This is a genomic window from Bradyrhizobium sp. USDA 4353 (assembly GCF_054063215.1).
Genome location: NZ_JBSSGB010000001.1, coordinates 5719238 through 5742036, shown reverse-complemented (window position 1 = coordinate 5742036; position 22799 = coordinate 5719238). Strand labels below are relative to the sequence as shown.

At 65.0% G+C, this 22799-nt stretch carries 19 protein-coding genes; 9 read left to right on the top strand and 10 right to left on the bottom strand.

The window, feature by feature from the left end:
- Positions 1-79: 79 nt before the first annotated feature.
- Positions 80-364, bottom strand: coding sequence for a DUF2312 domain-containing protein (locus ACVILH_RS25940; RefSeq protein WP_456715424.1), 285 nt, complete (start codon positions 362-364; stop codon positions 80-82).
- 115 nt (positions 365-479) lie between these two features.
- Positions 480-1295 carry a lytic transglycosylase domain-containing protein gene (locus ACVILH_RS25935; protein ID WP_456715423.1) on the bottom strand — a complete coding sequence of 272 codons (816 nt, stop codon included), beginning with the start codon at positions 1293-1295 and terminating at the stop codon, positions 480-482.
- Between the two features lie 128 nt (positions 1296-1423).
- On the opposite strand from ACVILH_RS25935, the gene ACVILH_RS25930 reads away from it, so the two are divergent.
- From ACVILH_RS25930 to ACVILH_RS25920, 3 genes are all read left to right on the top strand, one after another.
- Complete coding sequence (locus ACVILH_RS25930) at positions 1424-3493, top strand: methyl-accepting chemotaxis protein (protein WP_456715422.1); 2070 nt, start codon at positions 1424-1426, stop codon at positions 3491-3493.
- Positions 3494-3700: 207 nt separating this feature from the next.
- On the top strand, positions 3701-3985 hold the full coding sequence (locus ACVILH_RS25925; RefSeq protein WP_006611778.1) for a hypothetical protein: 285 nt from the start codon (positions 3701-3703) through the stop codon (positions 3983-3985).
- Between the two features lie 322 nt (positions 3986-4307).
- A complete protein-coding gene (locus ACVILH_RS25920; protein WP_456715421.1) occupies positions 4308-4541 on the top strand; it encodes a DUF2171 domain-containing protein in 234 nt (77 codons plus the stop codon).
- Positions 4542-4888: 347 nt separating this feature from the next.
- Here ACVILH_RS25920 and ACVILH_RS25915 read toward each other — a convergent pair whose 3' ends face one another.
- Positions 4889-5986, bottom strand: coding sequence for a cytochrome P450 (locus tag ACVILH_RS25915; RefSeq protein WP_456715420.1), 1098 nt, complete (start codon positions 5984-5986; stop codon positions 4889-4891).
- Between the two features lie 479 nt (positions 5987-6465).
- Between ACVILH_RS25915 and ACVILH_RS25910 the strand changes: the two genes are divergently transcribed.
- From ACVILH_RS25910 to ACVILH_RS25895, 4 genes are all read left to right on the top strand, one after another.
- Positions 6466-8007 carry a hypothetical protein gene (locus ACVILH_RS25910; protein WP_456715419.1) on the top strand — a complete coding sequence of 514 codons (1542 nt, stop codon included), beginning with the start codon at positions 6466-6468 and terminating at the stop codon, positions 8005-8007.
- A gap of 133 nt (positions 8008-8140) precedes the next feature.
- Entirely contained in the window at positions 8141-8395 is a 255-nt protein-coding gene (locus ACVILH_RS25905) for a DUF433 domain-containing protein (RefSeq protein WP_434862414.1), read from the top strand.
- A complete protein-coding gene (locus ACVILH_RS25900) occupies positions 8392-8691 on the top strand; it encodes a hypothetical protein (protein WP_456715418.1) in 300 nt (99 codons plus the stop codon). The genes ACVILH_RS25905 and ACVILH_RS25900 overlap by 4 nt, the downstream gene beginning before the upstream one ends.
- A gap of 19 nt (positions 8692-8710) precedes the next feature.
- A complete protein-coding gene (locus tag ACVILH_RS25895) occupies positions 8711-9025 on the top strand; it encodes a hypothetical protein (protein ID WP_456715417.1) in 315 nt (104 codons plus the stop codon).
- Between the two features lie 109 nt (positions 9026-9134).
- Here the strand turns inward: ACVILH_RS25895 and ACVILH_RS25890 are convergent, their stop codons facing one another.
- The 3 genes from ACVILH_RS25890 to ACVILH_RS25880 form a co-directional block, all read right to left on the bottom strand.
- Positions 9135-9407, bottom strand: coding sequence for a CPCC family cysteine-rich protein (locus ACVILH_RS25890; protein WP_456715416.1), 273 nt, complete (start codon positions 9405-9407; stop codon positions 9135-9137).
- Positions 9404-9604 carry a hypothetical protein gene (locus ACVILH_RS25885; protein WP_456715415.1) on the bottom strand — a complete coding sequence of 67 codons (201 nt, stop codon included), beginning with the start codon at positions 9602-9604 and terminating at the stop codon, positions 9404-9406. Before ACVILH_RS25885 ends, ACVILH_RS25890 begins: the two co-directional genes overlap by 4 nt.
- Positions 9605-9705: 101 nt before the next feature.
- Positions 9706-10473 (bottom strand): metallophosphoesterase, encoded by a 768-nt coding sequence (locus tag ACVILH_RS25880; RefSeq protein WP_456715414.1) that lies wholly within the window; start codon positions 10471-10473, stop codon positions 9706-9708.
- 210 nt (positions 10474-10683) lie between these two features.
- Between ACVILH_RS25880 and ACVILH_RS25875 the strand changes: the two genes are divergently transcribed.
- Positions 10684-11334, top strand: coding sequence for a hypothetical protein (locus ACVILH_RS25875; protein WP_456715413.1), 651 nt, complete (start codon positions 10684-10686; stop codon positions 11332-11334).
- 103 nt (positions 11335-11437) lie between these two features.
- On the opposite strand, the gene ACVILH_RS25870 is transcribed toward ACVILH_RS25875, so the two are convergent.
- Positions 11438-12109: a DUF4145 domain-containing protein gene (locus tag ACVILH_RS25870; protein WP_456715412.1), complete on the bottom strand. Its 672-nt coding sequence runs from the start codon at positions 12107-12109 to the stop codon at positions 11438-11440.
- 141 nt (positions 12110-12250) lie between these two features.
- The gene (locus ACVILH_RS25865) at positions 12251-16027 is read right to left on the bottom strand and encodes a vitamin B12-dependent ribonucleotide reductase (protein WP_456715411.1); all 3777 of its coding nucleotides are present in this window, start codon (positions 16025-16027) and stop codon (positions 12251-12253) included.
- Positions 16028-16742: 715 nt separating this feature from the next.
- Here ACVILH_RS25865 and ACVILH_RS25860 point away from each other — a divergent pair.
- Entirely contained in the window at positions 16743-17636 is an 894-nt protein-coding gene (locus ACVILH_RS25860) for a DMT family transporter (RefSeq protein WP_456715410.1), read from the top strand.
- A gap of 90 nt (positions 17637-17726) precedes the next feature.
- Here ACVILH_RS25860 and ACVILH_RS25855 read toward each other — a convergent pair whose 3' ends face one another.
- Both ACVILH_RS25855 and ACVILH_RS25850 read right to left on the bottom strand, forming a co-directional pair.
- The gene (locus tag ACVILH_RS25855) at positions 17727-19988 is read right to left on the bottom strand and encodes a CHASE3 domain-containing protein (RefSeq protein WP_456715409.1); all 2262 of its coding nucleotides are present in this window, start codon (positions 19986-19988) and stop codon (positions 17727-17729) included.
- A 198-nt stretch (positions 19989-20186) separates the two neighbouring features.
- Positions 20187-22475 carry a CHASE3 domain-containing protein gene (locus tag ACVILH_RS25850; RefSeq protein ID WP_456715408.1) on the bottom strand — a complete coding sequence of 763 codons (2289 nt, stop codon included), beginning with the start codon at positions 22473-22475 and terminating at the stop codon, positions 20187-20189.
- Between the last annotated feature and the right edge of the window lie 324 nt (positions 22476-22799).

Genomic DNA, 22799 nt, shown 5'->3' with positions numbered 1-22799 from the left:
ATCCCTGGGGCGGGCAGCGCGCAACAATCAGAGCCGCGCGCCGCCGATCTCGGCCAGGAGGCTGGCGCCTCGCCGGGTCTCACGCCGCCTTGCGCTCAGGCGTCTTGGCAGCCTGCTCGGTCTCGGCCGCATCCATCGCGCGCAGGTAGGTGTCGAGAAGCGTCTCGTGCTCGTCGCGCTCGTCCTGGTCCTGCTTCCGCAGCTTGATGATCTCCTTCAGGATCTTGACGTCGAAGCCTTCACCCTTGGCCTCGGCGAACACTTCCTTCTTCTGCTCGTTCAGCTCCGCCAATTCGCCATCGAGGTGCTCGATCCGCTCGACGAATGACCGGATGCGCGCGCCGGGAATGCCGATCTCTGACATGGTGACTCCTGTACTAATGGGAACCCGAAAATGCGGTGGACTTCGTTGCCAATCTGTTAACGCGCGACGCTTGCCCACATCTGCGCATCCGACGTGCTTAACGTGGAACCGGGCGCTAGCTCCGGTCCGTGGCGGCGAGCTTCTGAAACTGCTTCTTCATCGCATTGACCTTGCCCAGATAGCCCGCGACCGAATGGTCGCCGCAGCGCTCGCCGCTCTCCGGCTTGAAGCCGCGGCGGACGAAGCCTGTGGCTGGCCCTGCGCCGCAGAGATGGATCACCGCGGCGAGATCCTGCTTCTGTGCCAGCGTCGGCTTCGCAGCAGGGTGTCGCGCGAGGATGGCTGTGACCTGGCGGTCGAGCGAGATCACGGTGAGCTCTGCCGCATGCGCCGGCCAGGCCCGGATATACAGGCTCGACGGGCCGCAGCCGTCGCTCGTCACCTCGTGATCCCGGATGCAGAACCGTGCGGCGTCGGCGAAGGCGCCGTCGGTCATCTGGAACAAGCCGACGGCGCTCGACGCCGGCTGATAGAGCGCGAATGGATTCCAGGCGAAGCGCCAGCGCCAATAGGTGCGCGCCACCGGATTACCGGAGCTCTCGGTCTGCGCCAGCGCGGCCAGCAGCTCCGCGGTGATCGCCCGCGTCGCATGCGCGCGGAACAGCGCCCCGTATTGCCGCCATGTCTCCTCCGGCTCCTTGTCCAGCGAATGGCCGGTGACGACGAACAGCTCGGTCGGCTTGCGGGCCACGTGATAGGCCAGATTGATGAGCGCGAAGAGGCCGAGCGCCAGCACCGCGCCGCAGGTGATCTTCAACCATCGCGGCGTCGCACCCGCGATTTGCCGCAGCCGGCGCGCGCCGCGCTGTCCGATTCGCTTGACCTCGCGCGCAATCGCGCGCCAGCGCGCGGCGCGACGCGGCCTGCGCATTTTTTGTTGGGGTGGAGAGGGGCTGTTCGGCAACTGATTACCTCGGCCTCCGATGTGCCGGTGCATGGTTAAGGAAGAATTTGTGCAATTGCCCCATCGTGCCACTTTGTGGTGTGGAGAATTGGGTGATGAGGAAGTCGGTCAGCACTTTGTTGATGGTGCTGCTGTCGGTGTTGGCGGCGGGCATCCTGGCGTCGACGGCGATTCTGATGAGCGGGGCGGCGGCACGGTATCGCGAGAGCGTGGCGACCGAGCAGCTGACGGCGGCTGACAAGGCGATCTTCCAGAACGTTCTCGTCATGCGCGCCCATCGCGGCGACATCCAGAGCGTTCTGCTCAGCGAGGATGACCCACGCGCCAAGCTCACCGAATATCAGAGCATCGAGGCCAAGGGCTATGAGGGCATCGTCAAAGCGCTCGTAGGCGTCGACATGCCCGAGCGCGACGATCTCACGGCGAGGCTGAAGTCGAGCTGGGAGGCGACGGTTCCGCAGTTCAAGCTCGTGTTCGACGAAGCGGCCAAGCCGCGCGCCGAGCGCGTGCTCGCCCGCACCCAGGCCTGGTACGACGCCATGACCAAGACGCTCGATGCCGCAAATGCGGCCTCGCTCGCGGTGTCCAACCGTGCCTGGATGACCGATCCGGCGATCGCCAAGATGGTGCAGGCGCGGCGGCTGGCCTGGCAGGTGCGCGACCGCTATGGCCTGCAGTGCTCGGCGATGCGCCCGAACATCAACGGCTCCAAGCCGCTCGACGAGGCGCAGAAGGGCTCGATCGCGCAATGGCGCGGCACGGTGGCGGCCGGCTGGTCCGGGCTCGACGATCTCCTGGGCAGCGCGGGCAGCGCCGAGCTCGCTGCGACCGTCAAGACGTCGCGGGCCGAGGTCGAGGCTGCGCATCAGCGCATGGACCAGCTCAGCAAAGGCTTCGATGGCAGCGGCAAGCCGGCGATGCCGGCGCCGGAATGGAATGCGTTCTGCCAGGGCCCGTTCCAGGGCATCATCAATATCGGCATGACCGCGCTCGACGGCTCGATCGCGCGCGCCGAGGCGATCAAGACCGCGGCGCTGAGCAGCCTGATCGTGCAATCGCTCGCCTTCATCGCCGCGCTCCTCGTGGCGGGCTTCGCCTTCCGCGCCGTGCGCGTCCGCCTGGTGCGCCCGGTGGCTGCGTTGATGCAGGCGATCGAGCGCATCGGCCAGCGCGACTACCAGACCAAGGTGCCGCAATTCGCCCATGCCGACGAGTTCGGTGCGATGGCCGCCGCCCTCGAAGGCCTGCGCGATAGCGCCGCGACTGCCGAGCAGCTCTCGCGCGAGCGCGAGCTCGACCAGGGCAGGCGGCTGGAGCGCTCGCAGGCGATCGACAGCGCCTGCAAGAGCTTTGACGACACCGTGCAGGCGGTCATCGTCAGCATGAGCCAGTCGACCGGCCAGCTCGATTCCAGCGCCACCGACGTGCGCAAGCTGGTCGATGATTCCACCGAGCAGACCGCCGCGGTCGCCAGCGCCGCGGAGACCGCAACCACCAACCTCGAGACCATCGCCGCCGCGACGGAGGAGCTCACCGCCTCGGTGTCGGAGATCGCAGCCCAGGTGCAGGCCTCCGCGGCCGAGGCGCGCCAGGCGGTCGAACGCGCTGCCCAGACCAACGCCACGGTGGAGATGCTCGACCGCGCCGCCAACCGCATCGGCGAGGTGGTCAAGATGATCACCGCGATCGCGAGCCAGACCAACCTGCTCGCGCTCAACGCCACCATCGAGGCGGCGCGTGCGGGCGAGGCCGGCCGCGGCTTTGCCGTCGTCGCCGGCGAGGTCAAGAACCTCGCGGCGCAGACGGCGACCGCGACCGATGACATCACCCGGCAGATCGCCGAGATCCAGGCCGCCACCGGCGAGTCCGTCGAGGCGATCCGCGCCATCAGCCACAACATCTCCGGCATCGACGAGAAGATGACGGCGATCGCAGCCGCCGTCGAGGAGCAGCGCGCCGCCACCACCGAGATCTCGCGCAACTTCCAGCAGGCGGCGCAGGGCACCCGCGCCGTCACCGACACGATCGGCTCGGTCGCGGCGCTCAACCGCCAGACCGGCAATGCCGGCGCTGCGATGGTCGAGTCGGTGCGCCGCATGTCTGATGATGCCGATCGTTTCCGCGTAGCCGTGGAGGGCTTCCTCGGCACGGTGCGTAAGGCGTGAGGCCCAGGAGTCGCTGGTCGCCACGACGCGAGCGCGCGTCGTCGGCAGCGCATGCACCGAACGAGTGTCAAACAGCGGGCCGAGCAGATCTCGCAGAGAGCGGATGCGCGAGAGCGATCCCGCGGCGCATGGACGCGCCCGAGTGCTGCTCGTCAGCGGCCCTCGAAAGAGAGAGGGCGCGGGGAATGCCGGGCGCTGGCCGCACCCATGGCCCGCCTGCAGCAAAAAAAGCAGGCGGCAGTCACCACAGGTTCAGCCGAGATCACCCGGCATTCCCCGCGCGATGGTTTTCACGCTTATGTCGCGATCTCCCCGGTGTCCGGCTTGGTAGCCACCGTCGCTCCCCGGATCATCATGACCAGAAAGCTTGACGCCAGCGTCGGGGCGCCAGGACCACGCGTCTTCACGTCCGCAAGCCTGCCGTTCGTCGGCGAGCATCAGCCCGCTGCAGCAAACTCACAGCCACCGCATCACCGGCCCCACGTCTCGTGACGATCGCGAAGCGCCCCTCTCGCGGGCCGGGATGGGGGAAGAAAAGCACGAATTCCGAAAAATAGCAATATGATTATTTTTTGCGGAAATCTCGGAGTCGTGTGATGCTCCGGTCGCACGTCGAACGAGACTGCCGTAGGGTGGGCAAAGCGGCGCCGGAGGCGACGCGTGCCCACCATCGGCGCCGCTGGGGGCGGGCGGTGGACACGGCGCGCGCCATACGGCCCCGGGTTGGGCGCGCCTTTGCCCACCCGACGGCTCCGGAACCCTTGTCTCACACGCCGGTTGACGCAGCTCTCACATCAATCACGGAGAACTCGTCATGCTGGACATCAGGGAACACATGGAAGTCATCGGCGCCGACGGCGTGCATGTCGGCACCGTCGACCGCGTCGACGGCAACCGCATCAAGCTGACCAAAAAGGACAGCGGCGAAGGCGGCCACAAGGGGCATCATCATTTCATCGACAAGGGCCTGGTCGCCGACGTCGAGGGCGACAAGGTGCGGCTGTCGGCGGTGGGCGCCGTGGCGGTGACGATGGAGGAGGAGAAGTAGGGGCTAAGCCTGGTCAGCGTTGTCCTTAGGCCGCGAGAATTGTAGCTCGGATGAACGACGCAATGTCTGGGGTCTCCAGTGGCTTGCTCTTAGCGCCAACGCACTGCTGCCCATGAATGCGCCCTCTCCCCTTGCGGGAGAGGGCATCACCGGCCCATCCTCATACGCGGTGGGGTGAGGGGTATCTCTCCGCGAGTGAGACTTGTGGAGAGATACCCCTCACCCAAGCGAGCTTGTCGCACTGCCCTACATGCCCTCTCCCGCAAGGGGAGAGGGCGCATTCATTGGCAGCGCGGTTCGTTGCTCATTAGCTTCCCGAGATGATGACTTGATAGTACTCCATCGGCTCACCCCACCACGATCACCGCATCGCGTAGCTCATAGCCACTGCTCACCGGGTTGATGGTCTTGGTCGGCCGCCGCTCCAGGCGCAGGCCTGGCACGCGCATCAGCTGATCGAGGAAGATCGCGGCCTCGTGCAGCGCTACCGCCGCGCCGGGGCAGCGGTGGGGGCCGTCGCCGAAGCTCATCAGGCTGGCCGGGCCTTTGGCGGGGCGCGTGCGGTCCGGATCGAGCTGATGCGGGCAGGCGCCGGCGGCGGCTTCGTCGCGGTTGGCGGCGCCGACATCGATCTCGACAAGGCTGCGCGCCGGGATCGTCGTCGCGCCCGCCTCCGTATGCAGCGTGATGTCGCACGCCGTGCGGCGCTTCAGCGTGGACACCACCGGCTCGAGCCGCAGCACCTCCTCGAGAATGGTCAGGCGCTGCGGCTCGCTGGCGGCGAGGAAGCGCGCGCGCAGAGCATCGTCCTCGAACAGGCGCAACGCCGCCATCACGATGAACTCGCGCGTGGTCGCCATGCCCGCGGCGCCATAGGTGAGGCATTCGGTCAGGATCTCGCGGTTGGAATAGCCCTCGGCGATCAGATGCGAGATGACGTCCTCGCGCGGCTGATGGCGGCGGGCGCGAATGGCCGGGCGCACGTCGAACCAATAGAAGGCAAGCGTGCGGAGCTGGCCATACACGGCGTTGCGCAGCGTCGCGAGCGAGCCGTGGCCCGTGGGCGCGGTGAAGAAGCGGTTCAGCCGCGCGGCCATCGCCTCGCGCGAGCTGTTCGTCAGCCCGATGATGTCGGCAGCGACGGCCACCGCGAGCGTCAGGCTCAGATCGTCGAGGCGGGCGCGGCGCGTCCGGCGAAGCTGCGCCACGAGATCGCGGCTGGTCGCCTCCATCAGCTCGCAATAGCGCGTCGCCACCACGCGCGGCGTGAAAAACCGCGCGGTGGCGCTGCGCTGCTTCTGATGCGGCTCGCCGTCCTGGTACAGCACCGGCGCATGGCGCGGCCCGATGAAGCGATGCACCAGCTCGGCATTGAAGCCGGCTTGCCGGACATCACCCGAGCGCAGCACCTCGCGCGCGGCGGCGAAGCTGTCGATCCGGGTCACGGCTAGGTCCTCGCCGCTCGATCTGCGTCTTGAGGATGATGCGGTCATGTTGAAGCTCACGGCGATTGGAACTGGCGATGGCCGCGCAGCGTGGCGGCGCGTGACCTGAGGTAGGGCGGTCATCTGCCGGATCAATCCTTGCTCGCGCGATGATGATCGGCCGGCGGACAACGGAACGAAATCACTAGTGGCGATTCCAGCCCCGCACTCTCCACGTCATTGCGAGCGCAGCGAAGCAATCCAGAGTCCCGCATCCCCCCTGGCTTGCTTCGCTGCGCTCGCAATGATGGAGAGCAAGAACGTATGTTCGAAAGAAACAACTTTGGGTTGATTAATCATTTGATATGGGTTCAAATTCACTTGCCGAATCTCTCAAGGCCTCACGGACCCGCGCAGCGTCTCGATCTGCCATTTCGGACTTGCCGTCCGCCGCGCGCTCGTCCGCGCCGACCCGATTTCGATTCACCAAGGAGTTTTCCATGCGCATGGGCTTTGCCGTCTCGACCTTCTCCATGGTCGTGGGATCAGCGGTTCTCTGCTGCGGGCTGACCGCGCCGCGTCCCGCGCACGCGTTCCTGGAGGATATCTGCATTCCGCGCGTCAAGGACGGATTGAAGAATTGCCTCGCGCCGGCCAGCGCCTGCAAGGATCCGGCGGAGGCGCTGAACCGCGGCTGTCTGCTCGAGGCGGTGCAGTTCGCGGTCATTCCGCCCGGGCGCAGCATGATCCATGCCGACTCCACCTACTTCATTGCGCAAGCGCTCGGCTATCGCGCCGACGTCGCCTATTGGATCGCGGCCTACAATGAGAACTCGGATTACGGGCAGTATCTGCCGATCGATCAGTGCGGCGGGCAGGCAAGCTCGACCAATTCGGGCGCGAGCTACATCACGGCTGCGTTCAACGGCTTCAAGCGCACCAACAACACCACCGACGGGCCGCTGTATCACTATCTCCTGAACTTCTCGCCGAACGGGCAGGGCACCGACGTGCACGGCGCCAGCGGCGTGCAGGCGGTGTATCCGTTTCACTATCCGCCGCCGGGCTATCCCATCACCATCGACAGCGTCTATCAGGGCACGCTGTACGATCTCCGGCAATGGGCGATGAAGGGCGACGAGGCGCCGGGGCTGCTGTGCACCGCCGGATATACGGTGCCGAACGGCTCCTCCAACTTCAGCGGCCCGCAATGCCTGGCGAATGTTCCGATCAGCGGCACCGTCCCGCTGTTGGAGAACTACGCGATTGGGCCGGCGATCAACATCACCTCGGGGCCGAAGGTGCTCGACAATGCGAGCGGCACCGTCGACTACACCCGGCTGAAATCGTGGCTCGACGACAAGAGCCGGACCACCGGCGTGCTGTTCGACGATCCCCGGAAGCCGCCGGTGCCGGTGCAGATCGCCCGCATCGGGCTTTATCTGCACTCCCTCCAGGATGCCTCGTCGCACGGCACGTTCTGTGGCGACGACGCGCCGTCGCCGCCGGGCGGCTCGGATGTCGGCAGCTACATGTATATGGACTCTGGCAGCATCAAGCTGGTGTTCGGCACCTATTGCGCGACGGGGCCGCATCTGGCGAGCCACGTCCAGGAAACCGGCACCGGCGATGCCAGCCTGCCGCTGCGGGACTACGTGGCGCTCAACAACACGCTCGACGAGCTGATCCTGTTCGGCAACAACGTCGCCAAGCCGCGCGGCTGGATCGTCAATCCGAGCCTGCTGCCGCCCAACGTCGTCGGCGCCAAGAGCGCCGCCGGCGACAGCGCCGCCGATTTGAAGTCGCGCCTCGTCGGCCGCATCGTCTCGGGGCAGCAATGGTCGCGCGCCGAGGTCTACAATTCCGGCGTCATCACCTTCCCCCTGCAACGCACCGACGCGCAGGACCGGCTCAACACGATGAACGCTGCGCTCGGGGCCTATTCGAAGCGGCTGCTGGCCGCCAATCCCAAGCTGACGCCGCTACGGCCGATGCCGGGGAATTCGTTCGATCCGAACGACAAGTCGGTGTGCTTCAAGTAGGGAAAGGGTAGGGTGGGCAAAGCGCCGCATGGCGGCGCGTGCCCACCATGCAGCCTCTGGAGACCGCGAACTCCCGCCTCGCCTCCGCACCCCGATCGCGTTATAATGACAGCTACGGAAGAGGAACGTAGCCATGACCATCAAGGTCGCCGTCAGAGCCGAAGTCGTGCGTGATCCCACGGTCATGAGTGGTGACCCGGTGGTTCGCGGCACCCGCGTGCCTGCCGAAACCATCCTGGCCTATCTGCGCGCCGGCTATCCGGCGCAGGACATCTTCGCCGACTATCCGAGCCTGCCGATCGATGGAATCGACGCGGTGATCCGCTGGGCGGAGGCCACCTATGGCTCCGAATGGCGGACGTCAGAGCAGGCGGCAGCCGGACGTTGAGCGAGCGCTTCTTGATCGACGAGTGTCTGAGCGGCGCTTTGGTGGGAATAGCGAAGGCCCGCGGCTATGAGGCGGACTACGTCACCCATCTCGGGAAGAGCGGCTGGCAGGACTGGAACCTCGTGCGCTCTGAGCAGATGGATCTGTTTCAGAAGGCGCTCGATCTCTATGCTGCCCGTAACGCCGATCTCGTCAACATGTTGATCGAAGTCGCGCGAGATGGCTCGGTTCATATCCGCGAGTGGAGTGCTGACGAGCACGATGTCAGCCATATCAACGATCCGAAGTGGCGGTGAGTTCGACTTGGAAGCGCAAATGGAGCAGGCGGTCTTAGTGTATATTCGGCTGCGAGAAGGTGAATTCGGGTCCGAGCGCGAAGGCGCAGAGATCGCGGATCTCGCAGCGGAGCTGCAGCAGGCGATCGATCACCACGGCGTGGGTGAATTCGATGGCGACGAGTTCGGCGGCGGACGCTGCGTGCTCTTCATGTACGGACCCGACGCGGATCGGCTGTTCGGCGTCATCGCGCCTTTCCTGAAGGCGGCTCCGGTGACGCGCGGCGGCTTCGTGGTCAAGCGGTACGGCGCAGCGAAGAACCCTGACGCGGTCGAGGTCAGGGTTGATCTGTGACGCCTGCAGGTTGGCGCTTGGTTCGGCAGCCAGCATCGATAATGCCGTAGCGGGGAGACAAAGCGCTGCTCTCGGGCGGCGTTTGCTCCACCATGGGCCAGCGTTCGAACTAACGCTCCTCGTCCAGCGGCCGTCGAACATGTTTGCGGTAGGCCGGATCCGACGCTCCGCAGCTCCCGAAATTTTGTCGCGCTTCGGTCAGTGACAGCCTGCCATTCGGGCCGCCGCGGATGAGGTCGGCGTCATGATCGTCCTGCCCGTCATCCTCCCAGTAGCAGACGGGGCATATCTCGAAGCCGCCGCGTTCGCCCAAGGTGAGGAAGCGGCAGCATGGGCAGCGATAACCCGCGGCAGAGGGCGGTTTGTCGACGTTGCGCCTCACAACTCGCGTAAGCGGCCGGCGCAATGGGCCGCTACGGCCTCGTCGGCTAAGGCGTCGAGCATGCCGACACGCGCATCTTGTTCGATGGCGGCATCGAACTGCGCTGCGTCGAACCGTTCGAACCAGGCGCGAAACCGTGCCGGTTCGTCGCGGGGAAGCTGCTCAACCGCCTTTTCGAGATCTTCGGCCGTGGTCACGGGAGAAAGAATACCATCGCTTTGCCGATGTAGAAAGGCCTTCGGCAATCGTACGAAGCGATTGACCCGCGGAGAGAGGCTGCCCGGCCAGCCGGAGCGTGCTACGGCACCTCAACCACCAGCGCCGGATCGAAGGCCGGGTTCTCGCGGCCATAGCCGTGCGGGTTGCAGACCACGCGGGTGGCGCCGACGCAATAGTCCGACGGCGTGTGGATGTGGCCGTGGATCCAGAGCGCGGGGCTCGTCGCCAGGATCAGCGCTGACAGGTCGGAAGCGTAGGCGGCGGTGACGCGGTCGTTGCGATAGTGCTCGGCGACCGAGCCCCAGGCGGGGGCGTGGTGGGTGACGACGACGGTCGGGCCGTCGAACGGCGTCTCCAACAGGCCCGTGAGCCAGGTGCGCGAGCTCCGATGCAGGCCGAGCGCCTCCTGCGGCCGGAAGCGCAGCCAGGGGTCTTTCCGCCAGGTGATGCGGCGATGGTCGTTCATGCGGTCGCGGCACACCGCCATGGTGTGGACCTCGGAGCCGTGGCCAAAGATCGCATAGTCGGTCCACAGCGTGCAGCCGGCAAAGCGCACGCCCGCGAGCACGACCGTGTCGTTCTCCAGCAGATGCACGCCGAACCGCGCCGCCTCGGCGCGCGCCTGCTTCAGCTCGTCGGGATAGGTGCGGTGATAGAATTCATGGTTGCCCATCACCATCACGATCGGCACGTCCTCAGTCACGATCTCGCGCAGCCGCGCAAACCCGTTCACCGCTCCCTCGCCAACATCGCCGGCGACCACGACCACATCGACCCCGGGCAGGGCCGGAATCGGCTTGATGTCGGCCATGTCGGCGTGGAGATCGGAGAAGATGTGGAGGTGCATCGGGGGTAGGGAGGTGGAGCACAGGCTCGCAGCGTGGGGCGCGTTAGCGAAGCGTAATGCGCGGATCCGGTCAAGGCGGCGTCTACAGAACTAGATTGCTGGCCTCGCCGGCAATGGGATAGATTGATTGCTGCTATCTTGCTTCGCCGCTCTAACAACGACAACGATTGCCGCTTCAGAAGCCAAAGATGACAATTCGAGGAGAAGTTCATGACGACCGGGCGGGAGCTTATTCCCTGGGGGGCTGTGATCGCGGCCGATGTGATGTCGACATTCTCGATTCCGGGCGGCAATTCATTGGGCAAGTTTGCGGATGAATATCTGCAAAAGAGGCGCAACGAAGCAGCTGAAATTCTGATCGAAGAAGTTGCGAGGGGTCGATCCGGGCCGATTGAATTTTCCGAGAGTGATGCTGATCCCCTAATTGCGATTATATACAGGTTTTCGAAGGCGGTAGCAGACGGAGCTGCGCGAGAGAACCTACGACTTCTTGCGCAGATAATTGTTGGGCTTAAGAAGAATAAAGCGCTAGACCCAGACAAATTTCGAAAATGGGCCAATACGCTCGAGCAGCTTACTCGAGACGAGCTGATAGTTCTTGGAAAAGCGATCGCTGTGAAGCGTAAGATGGTGGACGTCGGATCAGATGCGACGAATGATTTCTGGCAGGCACTCAAATCGTCCCTCGAATCGGGTGGCTATCCAGCAGCGGAGATAGATGCGCTCTGCGCTTCCGTTAGTCGTTATGGACTTCTCGTTCCGGTGAGTGCATGGGGAGGTTTGGTCTACATGCCATCGCCCTGGCTCGATGAATTAGGTGATCTTGCGGACGTAGAAGGGGTGGCCGTCTCAAATCAATAGAATTAAAATGAGCTCAGATGGAGTAGTTAAGTGGTAGGTCGGGTCAGGCTAAAGGCGGCTGCACGAGACTTGCGATGTGTGCGCCCGATTGAGTTCCTGGATTCTATTTAGCTGGGGGTTTGCCCGCCGCTACGAGCTTAGCGTTGAGGGCATCTTTCTTGGCCTTTGCTATAGCTGGTCCGACATAAAAGTGCTGGAACAGCTCTTCAATTACGTCGAGGCACCATTCGGCCTCATGCGGCTCGACTTCGATTATTTGCAGGGTCGTTTTGTCGTCTATTGGATGTACGGAGAAGTTCCCGAAGTTTCGGATGGCATCAACTGTTTCACGCAATTGATGAGTGAGAGCCTTCTTCGGATCAGCCTCGTTTAATAGCAGTTCAACCTCTTTGGCCAAGTCTTTTGCTTTGTATCCAGCAGAACGAAGCATTGCTTGAAGACACCTTCGCGCGAGGGCTGCTGATGCTTTGGCGCTGATCGTTAGAACTTCGCAAGCTTCTAAATAGTCGCACGCTATGTTACTTGGGACCTCTGTCGGGACAGGCCCCCTAGCTGCGCCTCGAGGCACGATGAGTTCCCAATTTGGTTCAGAAGTTTTGCCGTTCTTCAGAGCAACTTCAATGATTACTCTCTTGCATTCAGGGCAGTAGGCGGTTCGGTAAAACCAAAAAAGATCCTGCTTGACGCGATCCGGAACAAGATTGTGACTGTGTCTCTGAAAGTTGTCTTCAACCCAGTTATCGTGGAAGTAGACGGTGCAGTGTGGGCACTTCATGATGTGAGAGCCTCTTGCAGATCCGTCGATCTCTTGCAACGAAGAGAATAGGGAGCTCAGCGGGTTGATGAAGATGCCCGCGTAAACTGGGCATCTTCATTGTTCTAGCGGTACAGTAGTCGCGCTGCAGCAGGGAACCGGTTACGAACACCCCGTCGTGCTGCCGCACGTGTCGCACTTCATGCAGGTGCCATTCCGCACCAGCGTGAAATTCCCGCACTCCGAGCACATCTCGCCTTCGTAACCCCTAGCCTTGGCTTCGGCGCGGCGTTCGGCCTTGGAGGCGACCTGGGTCGCAGCCGTGCCGGCCTTGCTCCATTGCAGGGCCTCGAGCTTCTCGGTGGGCGAGAGGTCGTGGCTTGCCTCCTGCTTCAGGGCGACGGCGCCTTCGATGGCGTCGCCGGCCCTCGACGTCGAGAGAGCGGACATCCGGGGCCCCCCTCCCTGACCCTCCCCCACGAGGGGGGAGGGAACGGAAGCAGCGTGGCCGCCTGACGTGCCGCCGCGCATCACGACGAGGTTGTCGGTGCGGGAGCGGGTCAGGCCGCGCGAGACGTATCTTGCGGCCTGCTGGCTCGGGCCGTCCTCCGACGGCTTGCCTTCGTCGACGCCGCGGCCGAGCGCATCGAAATTGCTCTCGGAGGGGTCGACGTGGGCGAGGTCGAAGCGCGACATGTAGCTGACGGCGAGCTCGCGGAACACGTAGTCGAGGATCGACGTCGCATATTTGATCGAGTCGTTGCCCTGGACGGGGCCGGCCGGCTCGAAGCGAGTGAAGGTGAAGGCGTCGACATACTCCTCCAGCGGCACGCCGTACTGGAGGCCCAGCGACACCGCAATCGCGAAGTTGTTGATGAAGGAGCGCAGCGCCGCGCCCTCCTTGTGCATGTCGATGAAGATCTCGCCGAGGCGGCCGTCATCATACTCGCCGGTGCGCAGATACACCTTGTGGCCGCCGACGACCGCCTTCTGGGTGTAGCCCTTGCGGCGATCCGGCATCTTTTCGCGCTCGCGCATCACCACGATGCGCTCGACCAGCTTCTCGACGATCTTCTCCGAGACCTGGGTGGCGCGCGCGGCAAGCGGCTTCTCGTAGAAGGACTCGACCGCGTCGTCCTCGTCCTCATCGTCCGAGATGAGCTGCGAGTTCAGCGGCTGCGACAGTTTCGAGCCGTCGCGGTAGAGCGCGTTGGCCTTCAGCGCGAGCTTCCAGGAGAGGAGATACGCCGCCTTGCAGTCCTCGACCGTGGCGTCGTTCGGCATGTTGATGGTCTTCGAGATCGCGCCCGAGATGAACGGCTGCGCCGCCGCCATCATGCGGATGTGGCTCTCGACCGAGAGATAGCGCTTGCCGATCTTGCCGCAGGGATTGGCGCAATCGAACACCGCATAATGCTCGGCCTTCAGATGCGGGGCACCCTCGACCGTCATCGCGCCGCAGATGTGCACGTTGGCGGCCTCGATCTCGCGCTTGGTGAAGCCGATCGCCGACAGCAACTCGAAGGTCGGGGAGGCCAGCGCCTCGGCCGAAACGCCGAGTTGCTTGGTGATGAAGTCCTCGCCGAGCGTCCACTTGTTGAACACGAACTTGATGTCGAACGCGGTCGGCAAGGCCTTCTCGACCTTGGCGATGGCCTCGTCGGTGAAGCCCTTGGCCTTCAGCGTCGAGGCGTTGATGCCGGGCGCGTTGGACAGCGAGCCGTGACCGACGGCATAGGCCTCGATCTCGGCGATCTCGCTCTCGCGGTAGCCGAGCGCGCGCAGTGCCTCTGGCACCGCGCGGTTGATGATCTTGAAGTAGCCGCCGCCGGCCAGCTTCTTGAACTTCACCAGCGCGAAATCGGGCTCGATGCCGGTGGTGTCGCAATCCATGACGAGGCCGATGGTGCCGGTGGGGGCGACCACGGTGACCTGGGCATTGCGATAGCCGTTGGTCTCGCCGAGCGCGAGCGCGTCGTCCCAGGCCTGGATGGCGTGGCTGACCAGCGAGACCTGCGGGCAGTGGGCGTGGTCGAGCGGCACCGGGTTGACGGAGAGCGCCTCATAGCCGGTGGCCTCGCCCTTCGCCGCGCGGCGATGGTTCTTGATGACGCGCAGCATGTGCGCGGCGTTCTTCTTGTAGCCCGGGAAGGCGCCGAGCTCGCCGGCCATCTCGGCCGAGGTCTTATACGCAATGCCGGTCATGATCGCCGAGAGCGCGCCGCACAGCGCGCGGCCTTCCTTGGAGTCGTAGGACAGGCCCATGGTCATCAAGAGGCCGCCGATATTGGCATAGCCGAGGCCGAGCGTGCGGAACTCGTAGGACAGCTCGGCGATCGCCTTGGACGGGAACTGCGCCATCAGCACGGAGATTTCGAGCACGATGGTCCAGAGCCGGCAGAGATGCTCGTAGGACGCCACGTCGAACTGCTTGGTCTTGGTGTCGTAGAACGTCAGCAGATTGGCGGAAGCCAGGTTGCACGCCGTGTCGTCCAGGAACATGTATTCCGAGCACGGATTGGACGCGCGGATGTCGCCGGACGCCTTGCAGGTGTGCCAGTCGTTCATCGTGGTGTTGAAGTGCAGGCCCGGATCGGCCGAGGCCCAGGCGGCGTGGCCGATCTTTTCCCAGAGGTCCCTGGCCTTCAGCGTCTTGACGACCTTCTTGTTGGTGCGGCCGATCAGGCTCCAGTCGCCGTCGGTCTCGACCGCGCGCAGGAAGTCGTCCTTCAGCGACACCGAGTTGTTGGAGTTCTGGCCGGAGACGGTCAGGTAGGCTTCCGAATCCCAGTCCGTGTCGTAGATCGGGAAGTCGATGTCCTTGTAGCCTTGTTTCGCGAACTGGATGACCCGCTTGATGTAATTGTCGGGCACCAGCGCGCGGCGCGCGAGCTTGATCTCGCGGCGCAGCGCCGGGTTCTTCTCGGGATCGAAGCAATCGTCGCCGGAGCCCTCGCAATTGACGCAGGCCTTCATCACGGCCTTCAGGTGCTTCTGGTTGATCTTGGAGCCGGTGACCAGCGCCGCAACCTTCTGCTCCTCCTTCACCTTCCAGTCGATATAGGCCTCGATATCCGGATGGTCGGCGTCGACCACCACCATCTTGGCGGCGCGGCGGGTGGTGCCGCCCGACTTGATGGCGCCCGCGGCGCGGTCGCCGATCTTGAGGAAGCTCATCAGGCCGGACGAGCGGCCGCCGCCCGACAGCTTCTCGCCTTCGCCGCGCAGCCGCGAGAAGTTGGAGCCGGTGCCGGAGCCGTATTTGAACAGGCGCGCCTCGCGCACCCAGAGGTCCATGATGCCGCCGTCATTGACGAGGTCGTCCTCGACGCCCTGGATGAAGCAGGCGTGCGGCTGCGGATGCTCGTAGGACGATTTCGACTTGGTCAGCTTGCCGGTCTTGTAGTCGACGTAATAGTGGCCCTGGCCGGGGCCGTCGATGCCATAGGCCCAGTGCAGACCGGTGTTGAACCATTGCGGCGAGTTCGGCGCGACCATCTGCTTGGCGAGCATGAAGCGCAGCTCGTCGTAGAACGCGACTGCGTCCTGTTCGGAGGAGAAGTAGTTGCCCTTCCAGCCCCAATAGGTCCAGCAGCCGGCGAGGCGATCGAACACCTGCTTGGCGGAGCGCTCGCTGCCGTAGCGCTCGTTCTCGGGCAGAGTGGCGAGCGCGTCGGTGTCGGGCACCGAGCGCCACAGCCAGGACGGCACGGACTCTTCCTCGACCTTCTTCAGGCGCGCGGCAACGCCCGCCTTGCGGAAATATTTCTGCGCCAGCACGTCGGAGGCGACCTGCGACCAGAACTCGGGCACTTCGACATTCTCGAGCCGGAACACCACCGAGCCGTCCGGATTCCGGATCTCGGACGTGGTCAGGCGGAAGTCGATCCCGTGATAGGCCGACTGCCCTTCGGTGGTGTTGCGCCGTTCAATCCGCATCGCGAGCCCCAATTGTTCTTGCCGGACCGCGTTTGGCGGCCGGGATCATTGCATCCAAAGGCGAGGGCTTGCGAGTCCCATCCGAAGGGATCTCGTCTGCCGCCGCAGTTCAACCGGTCGCCCGGTCCCGTCTCTCTTCAACGCCTCACGCGTGCCGTCCGGCTCCATCGCTGCTGCAAGACAGCCCCCACATCTAGTGGGGGCCTCTGCGGCGCCGTCCGCGCGACCACTCCGCCGCGGGACAGACGACGAGCCGCACGCCGGGCCTGTTGGCCTTCTGGCGCGGTCATCCTCAAAACCCTTCTGGGAGCGGCCGGCGAAACTGGAAACATGATCAAGCGCCGAACCGGGCCGGAAGCTAGGACGACTCCGCTTCCCCCGTCAAGGACTAGTGGGGGTTCCCTAACCAAACACTAAATATGGGGGAAAGTCCGGGATAAGTAGGGCACGTGCCGGTATCGTGATGGCCGTAACTATCGGCGAGTCCTTACGGATTCGAAACCAAAAAAATTTCCTGACGGCACCGTCCACAGGGCTTCGTCCCGCTGTTCACAGGGGCAAATTTATTCGCGTCATACGGGTGTGTTTTGCTTGCATCAGCGGGACTCACGGCGGCTTACGGGCAGGGCGCGGGGCAGGCATGTCCCACAATCCATGGTGTGCCCAAGAAAACGCCGGCAAATTGATCGTCCCACAGACGGCGCCGGTTGATTCCATGTCAGACAAGCCAACGGCCAGCGGGCGGATCACGCCCGCCGGGCTGATGTTCCTCGCCATCACCTCGCTCGGCTGGGGTTTCAACTGGCCTGTGACCAAGCATCTCGTCGGGGTGCTGCCCCCGCTGACGCTCCGCGGCACCACCGGCGTGGTCGGGGCGCTACTGCTGGCCTTACTCGCGGTGATCCGGAGCCAGAGCCTCGCCGTGCCGCGCGAAATCTGGCCGCGGCTGATCCTGGCGGGGATGCTCAACGTCACCGCCTGGATGGTGCTGATGGGGCTCGCGCTGCTGTGGCTGCCGGCGGGCGAGGCGGCGCTGATCGCCTACACCATGCCGGTGTGGGCCTCGCTCTTGGCCTGGCCGATTCTCGGCGAGCGGCCGACGGCCTTGCGCGTGCTGGCGCTGGTGCTGGCCTTCGCGGGGCTCGCCTCGATCATGGGCGCCAATGGCCTGAATGCCAGCCGCGACAAGCTGCCGGGCATCCTGATGGTGCTGGGCGGCGCGTTCGGCTTCGCGCTCGGCACGGTGATGGCCAAGAAGCTGCCGATCCGGCTGCCGCCGCTCTCGGCCGCGGCCTGGCAGATCGGCATCGGCTGTGTGCCGATCGTGATCGTCGGATTCGCGCTCGAGCATTCCGACTGGACGAGGCTCGACCAGCTCGACTGGGCGCTGATGTTCTATTCCACCGTGATCCAGTTCTGCGTCGCCTATGTCGCCTGGTTCGCGGCGCTGTCGCGGCTGCCGGCCTCGGTGGCCGCGATCGGCACCATGGCGGTGCCGGTGATCGGCGTCGTCGCCTCGGCGATCGCGCTGCGCGAGCCGCTCGGGGCCGGGCAGATCGCGGCGCTCGCCTTCACGCTGGGGGCAGTGGCGCTGGCAACGCGGGGCTAGATCATGATGCGTTTCGGCGGAAACGCATCATGATCTTCTCGCTTTGTTTGCGCATGATCTTTTCGGAAAACCGCTGCGCACTTTTCCGGATCATGCTCTAGCGGCGACAGCCGGAGTGGCGTCCAGCGCGCGGCGGACCATCTGGGCGAGCTCGGCGCGGCGATAGGGTTTCGTCAGCAGCAGCGCATCGGGCAGGAGCTGGCGGTTCTCGATGATCGCGTTGTCGGTATAGCCGGAGGTGTAGAGCACCCGCAGGCCCGGCCGTGTCGCCTTGATCGCCTCCGCGAGCTGGCTGCCGCTGATGCCGCCGGGCATGATGACGTCGGTGAACAGCAGATCGAACGGCTGGTCCTCGGCGACGATGGCCAGCGCTTCCTTGGCCTGCGATGCGACGAGGGTCGCGTAGCCCAGGCCTTGCAGTTGAGCGAGCACGAAGTCGCGCACCAGCGGATCATCCTCGACCACCAGGATCGTCTCGGTGCCGCGCGGCAGCACCTGCTCGTGCTCCGGTTCGCTCTGCTGCAGCCGGTCCGCCGCCGGCAGATAAAGCCGGATCGTGGTGCCGCTGTTCTCCTCGCTGTACAGCTTGATGTGGCCGCCCGACTGCTTGACGAAGCCGTAGACCATGCTGAGCCCAAGGCCGGAGCCCTTGCCTGCATCCTTGGTGGTGAAGAACGGCTCGAACGCGCGATCCCTGACCTCCGCCGGCATGCCGCTGCCGGTGTCGCTGACGGCGACCATCACGTAGGTGCCCGGCACGACGCCAGGATTGGCCGCTGCATAGGCCGGGTCGAGCACGGTCTTCGTCGTCTCCAGCAGCAGCTTGCCCCCATCCGGCATCGCATCGCGCGCATTGATCGCCATGTTGACCAGCGAGTTCGCCAATTGCGCGGAGTCGACATGGGCGATGAGATCGCCCTCGGCGAGGATGGTCCGGATCTCGACCTGCTCACCGAGCGTCGGCCGCAGCAGCTTGGCGATGTCGTCGACCGTGGCGTTGACGTCGATGTCGCGCGGGCGCAGCGGCTGCTTGCGCGCAAAGGCGAGCAGGTGGCGGATCAGCTCGGTGCAGCGATCGGCTGCCCTGCTGATCAGGACGGCGAGCTCGGCGGCTGCGGGCCGGTCCTGGACGGTGTCGATCAGCATCTCGATGGAGCCGGTGATGATCGTCAGCATGTTGTTGAAGTCGTGCGCGACGCCGCCGGTGAGCTTGCCGATCGCATCCAGCTTCTGCGCCTGCTGCAGCAGGCGCTCGATCTCGTGCACCTCGGTGACGTCGTGATAGACCAGCGCCGCGCCGCTGATCGCGCCCGCCGAATTGCGCAGCGGCCGGCCGCTGACCATCAGGCGGAATTGCGGCCGGCCATCGGTCGGCTTGACCACGACCTCGCGGCGATCGAATGACAGCCCGCGCAACGCGCGCGCGATCGGCAGATCGTCGTTGGCGATGCGGGTGAAGGCGTCGTTCTCGTAGAACTGATTAGTGGCCAGCATATCGCCGAAGGTCTTGCCGACTCCGGTCCCGAGGAAATGCCCCACCGCCTGGTTCGACAGCATGATCGTGCCTTCGGGATCGACCACCAGCACGCCCTCGGCCATGCTGTTGAAGGTGTTTTCCAGGATGGCGGAGGAGCGGCGCAGCTCGTCATAGGCGGCGGCGAGGTCGCCGCGCTGCTGCAGCGCCTGGGCCTCCAGCGAGGTGGCCGTGGCCTGCGAGCGGGTGAGCGACGTCCGCAGCGCCCGGTCCGACAGATAGGCTCGCCGGACCAGATAGGCCGCGATCGCGAGCACGATCGCGACGCCGGCGAGATCGATCGCCAGCAGCCACGATCCCGTCCGCCGCGACGTCGCGGTGCGGTCCGCCAGCAGCCGGCGCTCCTGCTCGGTGAAGGCATCGAGGGCCTCGTTGATCGTCGCCATCGCCGCAGAGCCCGGGCCGGTCGAGATCGGGGCCGGCAGCCCGTCGCGATCTTGTGCGGCCTGGCGGCGGATCAGTTCGCCGGCCAGCTCCATGCGCCGCTGCACGACACCGTCGATCAGTCGCAGCCGTTCGCTTTGCGCGGGGTTGTCACGGACGAGATCACGCAGCTCTGCCCAGGCGGCCGGAACATGACCGCTGGTCTCCTGAAACTCCGTGACGAAGCGGTCGGCGCGCGACAAGGCGAAGCCGCGCGAGGCCGCTTCGGCCTGCCGCAGCAGCAGACGCAGCTCGGAGGCCTTTTCGAGAACCTCCATCGTGTGCTCGACCCATGCGGTTTCGCTGCGCGCCTTGATGTCCAGCGCCGTCGATGCGGCGCCAACCGCGAGCAGGGTTCCGAGGCCGAGCCCGATCGCCACCCGCCGGCGAATCATGGGTGAGTTCCAGAGGCGCTGGATGCGCGCCGTCGATCAAGCCGCATCGTGACTATGAGTTGTCCTATCGTGACTGGCGAATAGTTCGGTCAGCAAATGTCGTGAGTTGTAAGCAAGGCCGCGCGTCCTGCCAATCGCGTGTTTGAGTTCCATTGCAATTTGTCCGGCCCGATGTCAGTTCCAATTCTCCGGGCGGGGTCAGCTCGACTGCGCACGCTTCGGCTGCTCGGCGGTCGACCTGCCTTCGGCGAAGCCGATCAATGCGCGCCGGACCATCTGGGCCAGCTCCGATTTCCGATAGGGCTTGGTGAGCAGCAGCGCCGTCTGGTCGATGCGGCCATGCTCGACCATCGCATTGTCGGTGTAGCCGGAGGTGTAGAGCACCCTGGTGCCCGGCCGCTGCCGCAGCGCCTCCTCGGCGAGCTCCTTGCCGTTGACGCCGCCGGGCATGATGACATCGGTGAACAGCAGGTCGAAGCACAGCCCGGAATCGATCTTGGCGAGAGCTTCGACGCCGGTCGAGGCGGTGATCGTCTTGTAGCCGAGGCTCTGCAGCTGCGAGACGACGAAGTCCTGCACCAGGAGGTCGTCCTCGACGACGAAGATCGTCTCCTCGCCGCGCGGCGGCGGCGGCTCGGGCGCGGCAGGGATCGCTGCCAGACCCTTGGGCACGGGGATGTAGAGGCGGATCGTGGTCCCCCGGCCTTCCTCGCTGTAGATCTTGATATGGCCGCCGGACTGCTTGACGAAGCCATAGACCATGCTGAGGCCGAGACCCGAGCCCTTGCCGGCCTCCTTGGTGGTGAAGAACGGCTCGAAGGCGCGATCGCGCACCTCCGGCGACATGCCGGTGCCGGTGTCGCTGACGGCGATCATGATGTAGGCGCCCGGCGTGACGCCGGCATTGGCCGCGGCATAGGTCTCGTCGAGCAGGACCCGGCGGGACTCCAAGAGCAGCTTGCCGCCATTCGGCATCGCGTCGCGCGCGTTGATGGCCATGTTGACCAGCGAATTGGCCAACTGCGCCGAATCGATATGCGCGACCAGCGTCTCCTCCTCGAGGATCGAGTTGATCTCGATCTGCTCGCCGAGCGTCGGGCGCAACAGCTTGGCGATGTCGACGATGGTGCTGTTGACGTCGCTGTCGCGGGGATGCAGCGGCTGCTTGCGCGCGAAGGCGAGCAGGTGCCGGATCAGCTCGGTGCAGCGATCGGCGGCCTGGCCGATCAGCGCGGCGGTGGCGGCGGCCGCGGGACGGTCCCTCACCTCGTCGGCCAGCGTCTCGATCGTGCCGGTGATGATCGTGAGCATGTTGTTGAAGTCATGCGCGACGCCGCCGGTGAGCTTGCCGATGGCATCGAGCTTCTGTGCCTGCTGCAGCAGGCGCTCCGTCTCATGGGCCATCGTGATGTCGTGATAGACGATCGCTGCACCCGTGATGCCGCCGGCCGCATCGCGCAGCGGGCGGCCGCTGATCATCAGGCGCAGCGTCGCGTCGCGGTCGGGCTGGTGGACGATCAGCTCGCGCCGGTCGAACGACTCGCCGCGCAGGGCCCGCGGCGTCGGCAGGTCGTGGGTTGCGACCGGTGTGATGCCGTCGCGCTCATAGACGCGCAGGCGTGCCCGGACGTCCGACAGCTTCCTGCCGTGACGGTAGCCCAGCAGATCCTCGACGGCGGGATTGGAGAACACCACGGTATCGGCGGCATCGATCACCAGCACGCCTTCGGCCATGCTGTTGAACGTGCTCTGCAGGATTTCGGCGGAGTGGCGCAGCTTCTCATGCGCCTCGACGAGGTCGAGATGCTGCTTCTCGGCCCGCTCGGCCAGCGAGACCGCTTCGGCCTCGGAGCGGACCAGGGAGGCGCGCAGCTTCTGGTCGTCGAGATAGGCGCGCCGGATCAGGTAGCCCGCGATGATCAGCAGCAGCGCCAGGCCGCACAGGTCGATCGTCAGCAGCAGCGAGCCCGTGGCTTTCGACGTCGCCGAGCGCTGTGCGAGCAGCGCGCGCTGCTCGGTCACGAAGCGGTCGAGATTGGCCGTGATCGCGGCCATGGTCGCGGGGCCTTCGCCCCGGCTCGCCAGCGCTTCGAGCCCGGCGCGGTCGGATGCCGCCTTCATCCGGATCACGTCCGACGCGATCTGGATCCTGCGGAGGATCAGGGCGTCCGTCTGGCTGAGAAGCTGCGTCGGCATCGGGCTGTCGGCGACAGCCCGCTGCAGCTCGGCAAAGGCTGTGGGAATCTTGCCGCGGACGTCCTCGAACTCGGCCCGGAATGGTTCGGCCGCCGTCAGCGCGAAGCCGCGTGAGGTGGCCTCGGCCTCGCTCAGCAGCAATCGCAGATCGGAGGTTCTCTGCAGGATGTTCAGCGACGAGGTCACCCAGGCCGCGTCATGGCGCGACTTGATGTCGAGCGCCGTCGATGCGGCGCCGATCGCAAGCAGAGTGCCAAGGCCGAGCCCCAAAGCGAGGCGCTGATAAATCATCCGCATGTCTCAATCAACGACGTGGCCCGCCCGCGCTTGGCGGGATGATGGCGACGAGCCTGATGCGCCCGCGTTTCGGTACCGCTGCATCGAAGGGCGGTGATGATATGTCGCAAGGCGCGCCTCCTTGTTCGAAAGTTTTGGCGCGATGGAGCGGTCGACCGGTGGCGCGCAGCGATCTCAACTGCACTCGGGTCTGCGCGATCCATGATCCGTCAGTCGATGGGTCCGTCGGTACTAATCAACCACGCCTGTGTTCAGCTTAGCGAAGCAGAATCACGAGCTTGATTGATATTGGACCGGAACGCGCAAGACATCTGCACG

What these genes read in the sequence shown, in the direction of transcription:
- ACVILH_RS25910 (WP_456715419.1), top strand. Translation starts at nt 6,466, where the DNA reads ATGCGCATGGGCTTTGCCGTCTCGACCTTCTCCATGGTCGTGGGATCA.
- ACVILH_RS25905 (WP_434862414.1), top strand. Translation starts at nt 8,141, where the DNA reads ATGACCATCAAGGTCGCCGTCAGAGCCGAAGTCGTGCGTGATCCCACG.
- ACVILH_RS25865 (WP_456715411.1), bottom strand. Translation starts at nt 16,027, where the DNA reads ATGCGGATTGAACGGCGCAACACCACCGAAGGGCAGTCGGCCTATCAC.
- ACVILH_RS25870 (WP_456715412.1), bottom strand. Translation starts at nt 12,109, where the DNA reads ATGAAGTGCCCACACTGCACCGTCTACTTCCACGATAACTGGGTTGAA.
- ACVILH_RS25895 (WP_456715417.1), top strand. Translation starts at nt 8,711, where the DNA reads ATGGAGCAGGCGGTCTTAGTGTATATTCGGCTGCGAGAAGGTGAATTC.
- ACVILH_RS25920 (WP_456715421.1), top strand. Translation starts at nt 4,308, where the DNA reads ATGCTGGACATCAGGGAACACATGGAAGTCATCGGCGCCGACGGCGTG.
- ACVILH_RS25940 (WP_456715424.1), bottom strand. Translation starts at nt 364, where the DNA reads ATGTCAGAGATCGGCATTCCCGGCGCGCGCATCCGGTCATTCGTCGAG.
- ACVILH_RS25935 (WP_456715423.1), bottom strand. Translation starts at nt 1,295, where the DNA reads ATGCGCAGGCCGCGTCGCGCCGCGCGCTGGCGCGCGATTGCGCGCGAG.
- ACVILH_RS25930 (WP_456715422.1), top strand. Translation starts at nt 1,424, where the DNA reads ATGAGGAAGTCGGTCAGCACTTTGTTGATGGTGCTGCTGTCGGTGTTG.
- ACVILH_RS25925 (WP_006611778.1), top strand. Translation starts at nt 3,701, where the DNA reads ATGGCCCGCCTGCAGCAAAAAAAGCAGGCGGCAGTCACCACAGGTTCA.
- ACVILH_RS25880 (WP_456715414.1), bottom strand. Translation starts at nt 10,473, where the DNA reads ATGCACCTCCACATCTTCTCCGATCTCCACGCCGACATGGCCGACATC.
- ACVILH_RS25875 (WP_456715413.1), top strand. Translation starts at nt 10,684, where the DNA reads ATGACGACCGGGCGGGAGCTTATTCCCTGGGGGGCTGTGATCGCGGCC.
- ACVILH_RS25855 (WP_456715409.1), bottom strand. Translation starts at nt 19,988, where the DNA reads ATGATTCGCCGGCGGGTGGCGATCGGGCTCGGCCTCGGAACCCTGCTC.
- ACVILH_RS25860 (WP_456715410.1), top strand. Translation starts at nt 16,743, where the DNA reads ATGTCAGACAAGCCAACGGCCAGCGGGCGGATCACGCCCGCCGGGCTG.
- ACVILH_RS25850 (WP_456715408.1), bottom strand. Translation starts at nt 22,475, where the DNA reads ATGATTTATCAGCGCCTCGCTTTGGGGCTCGGCCTTGGCACTCTGCTT.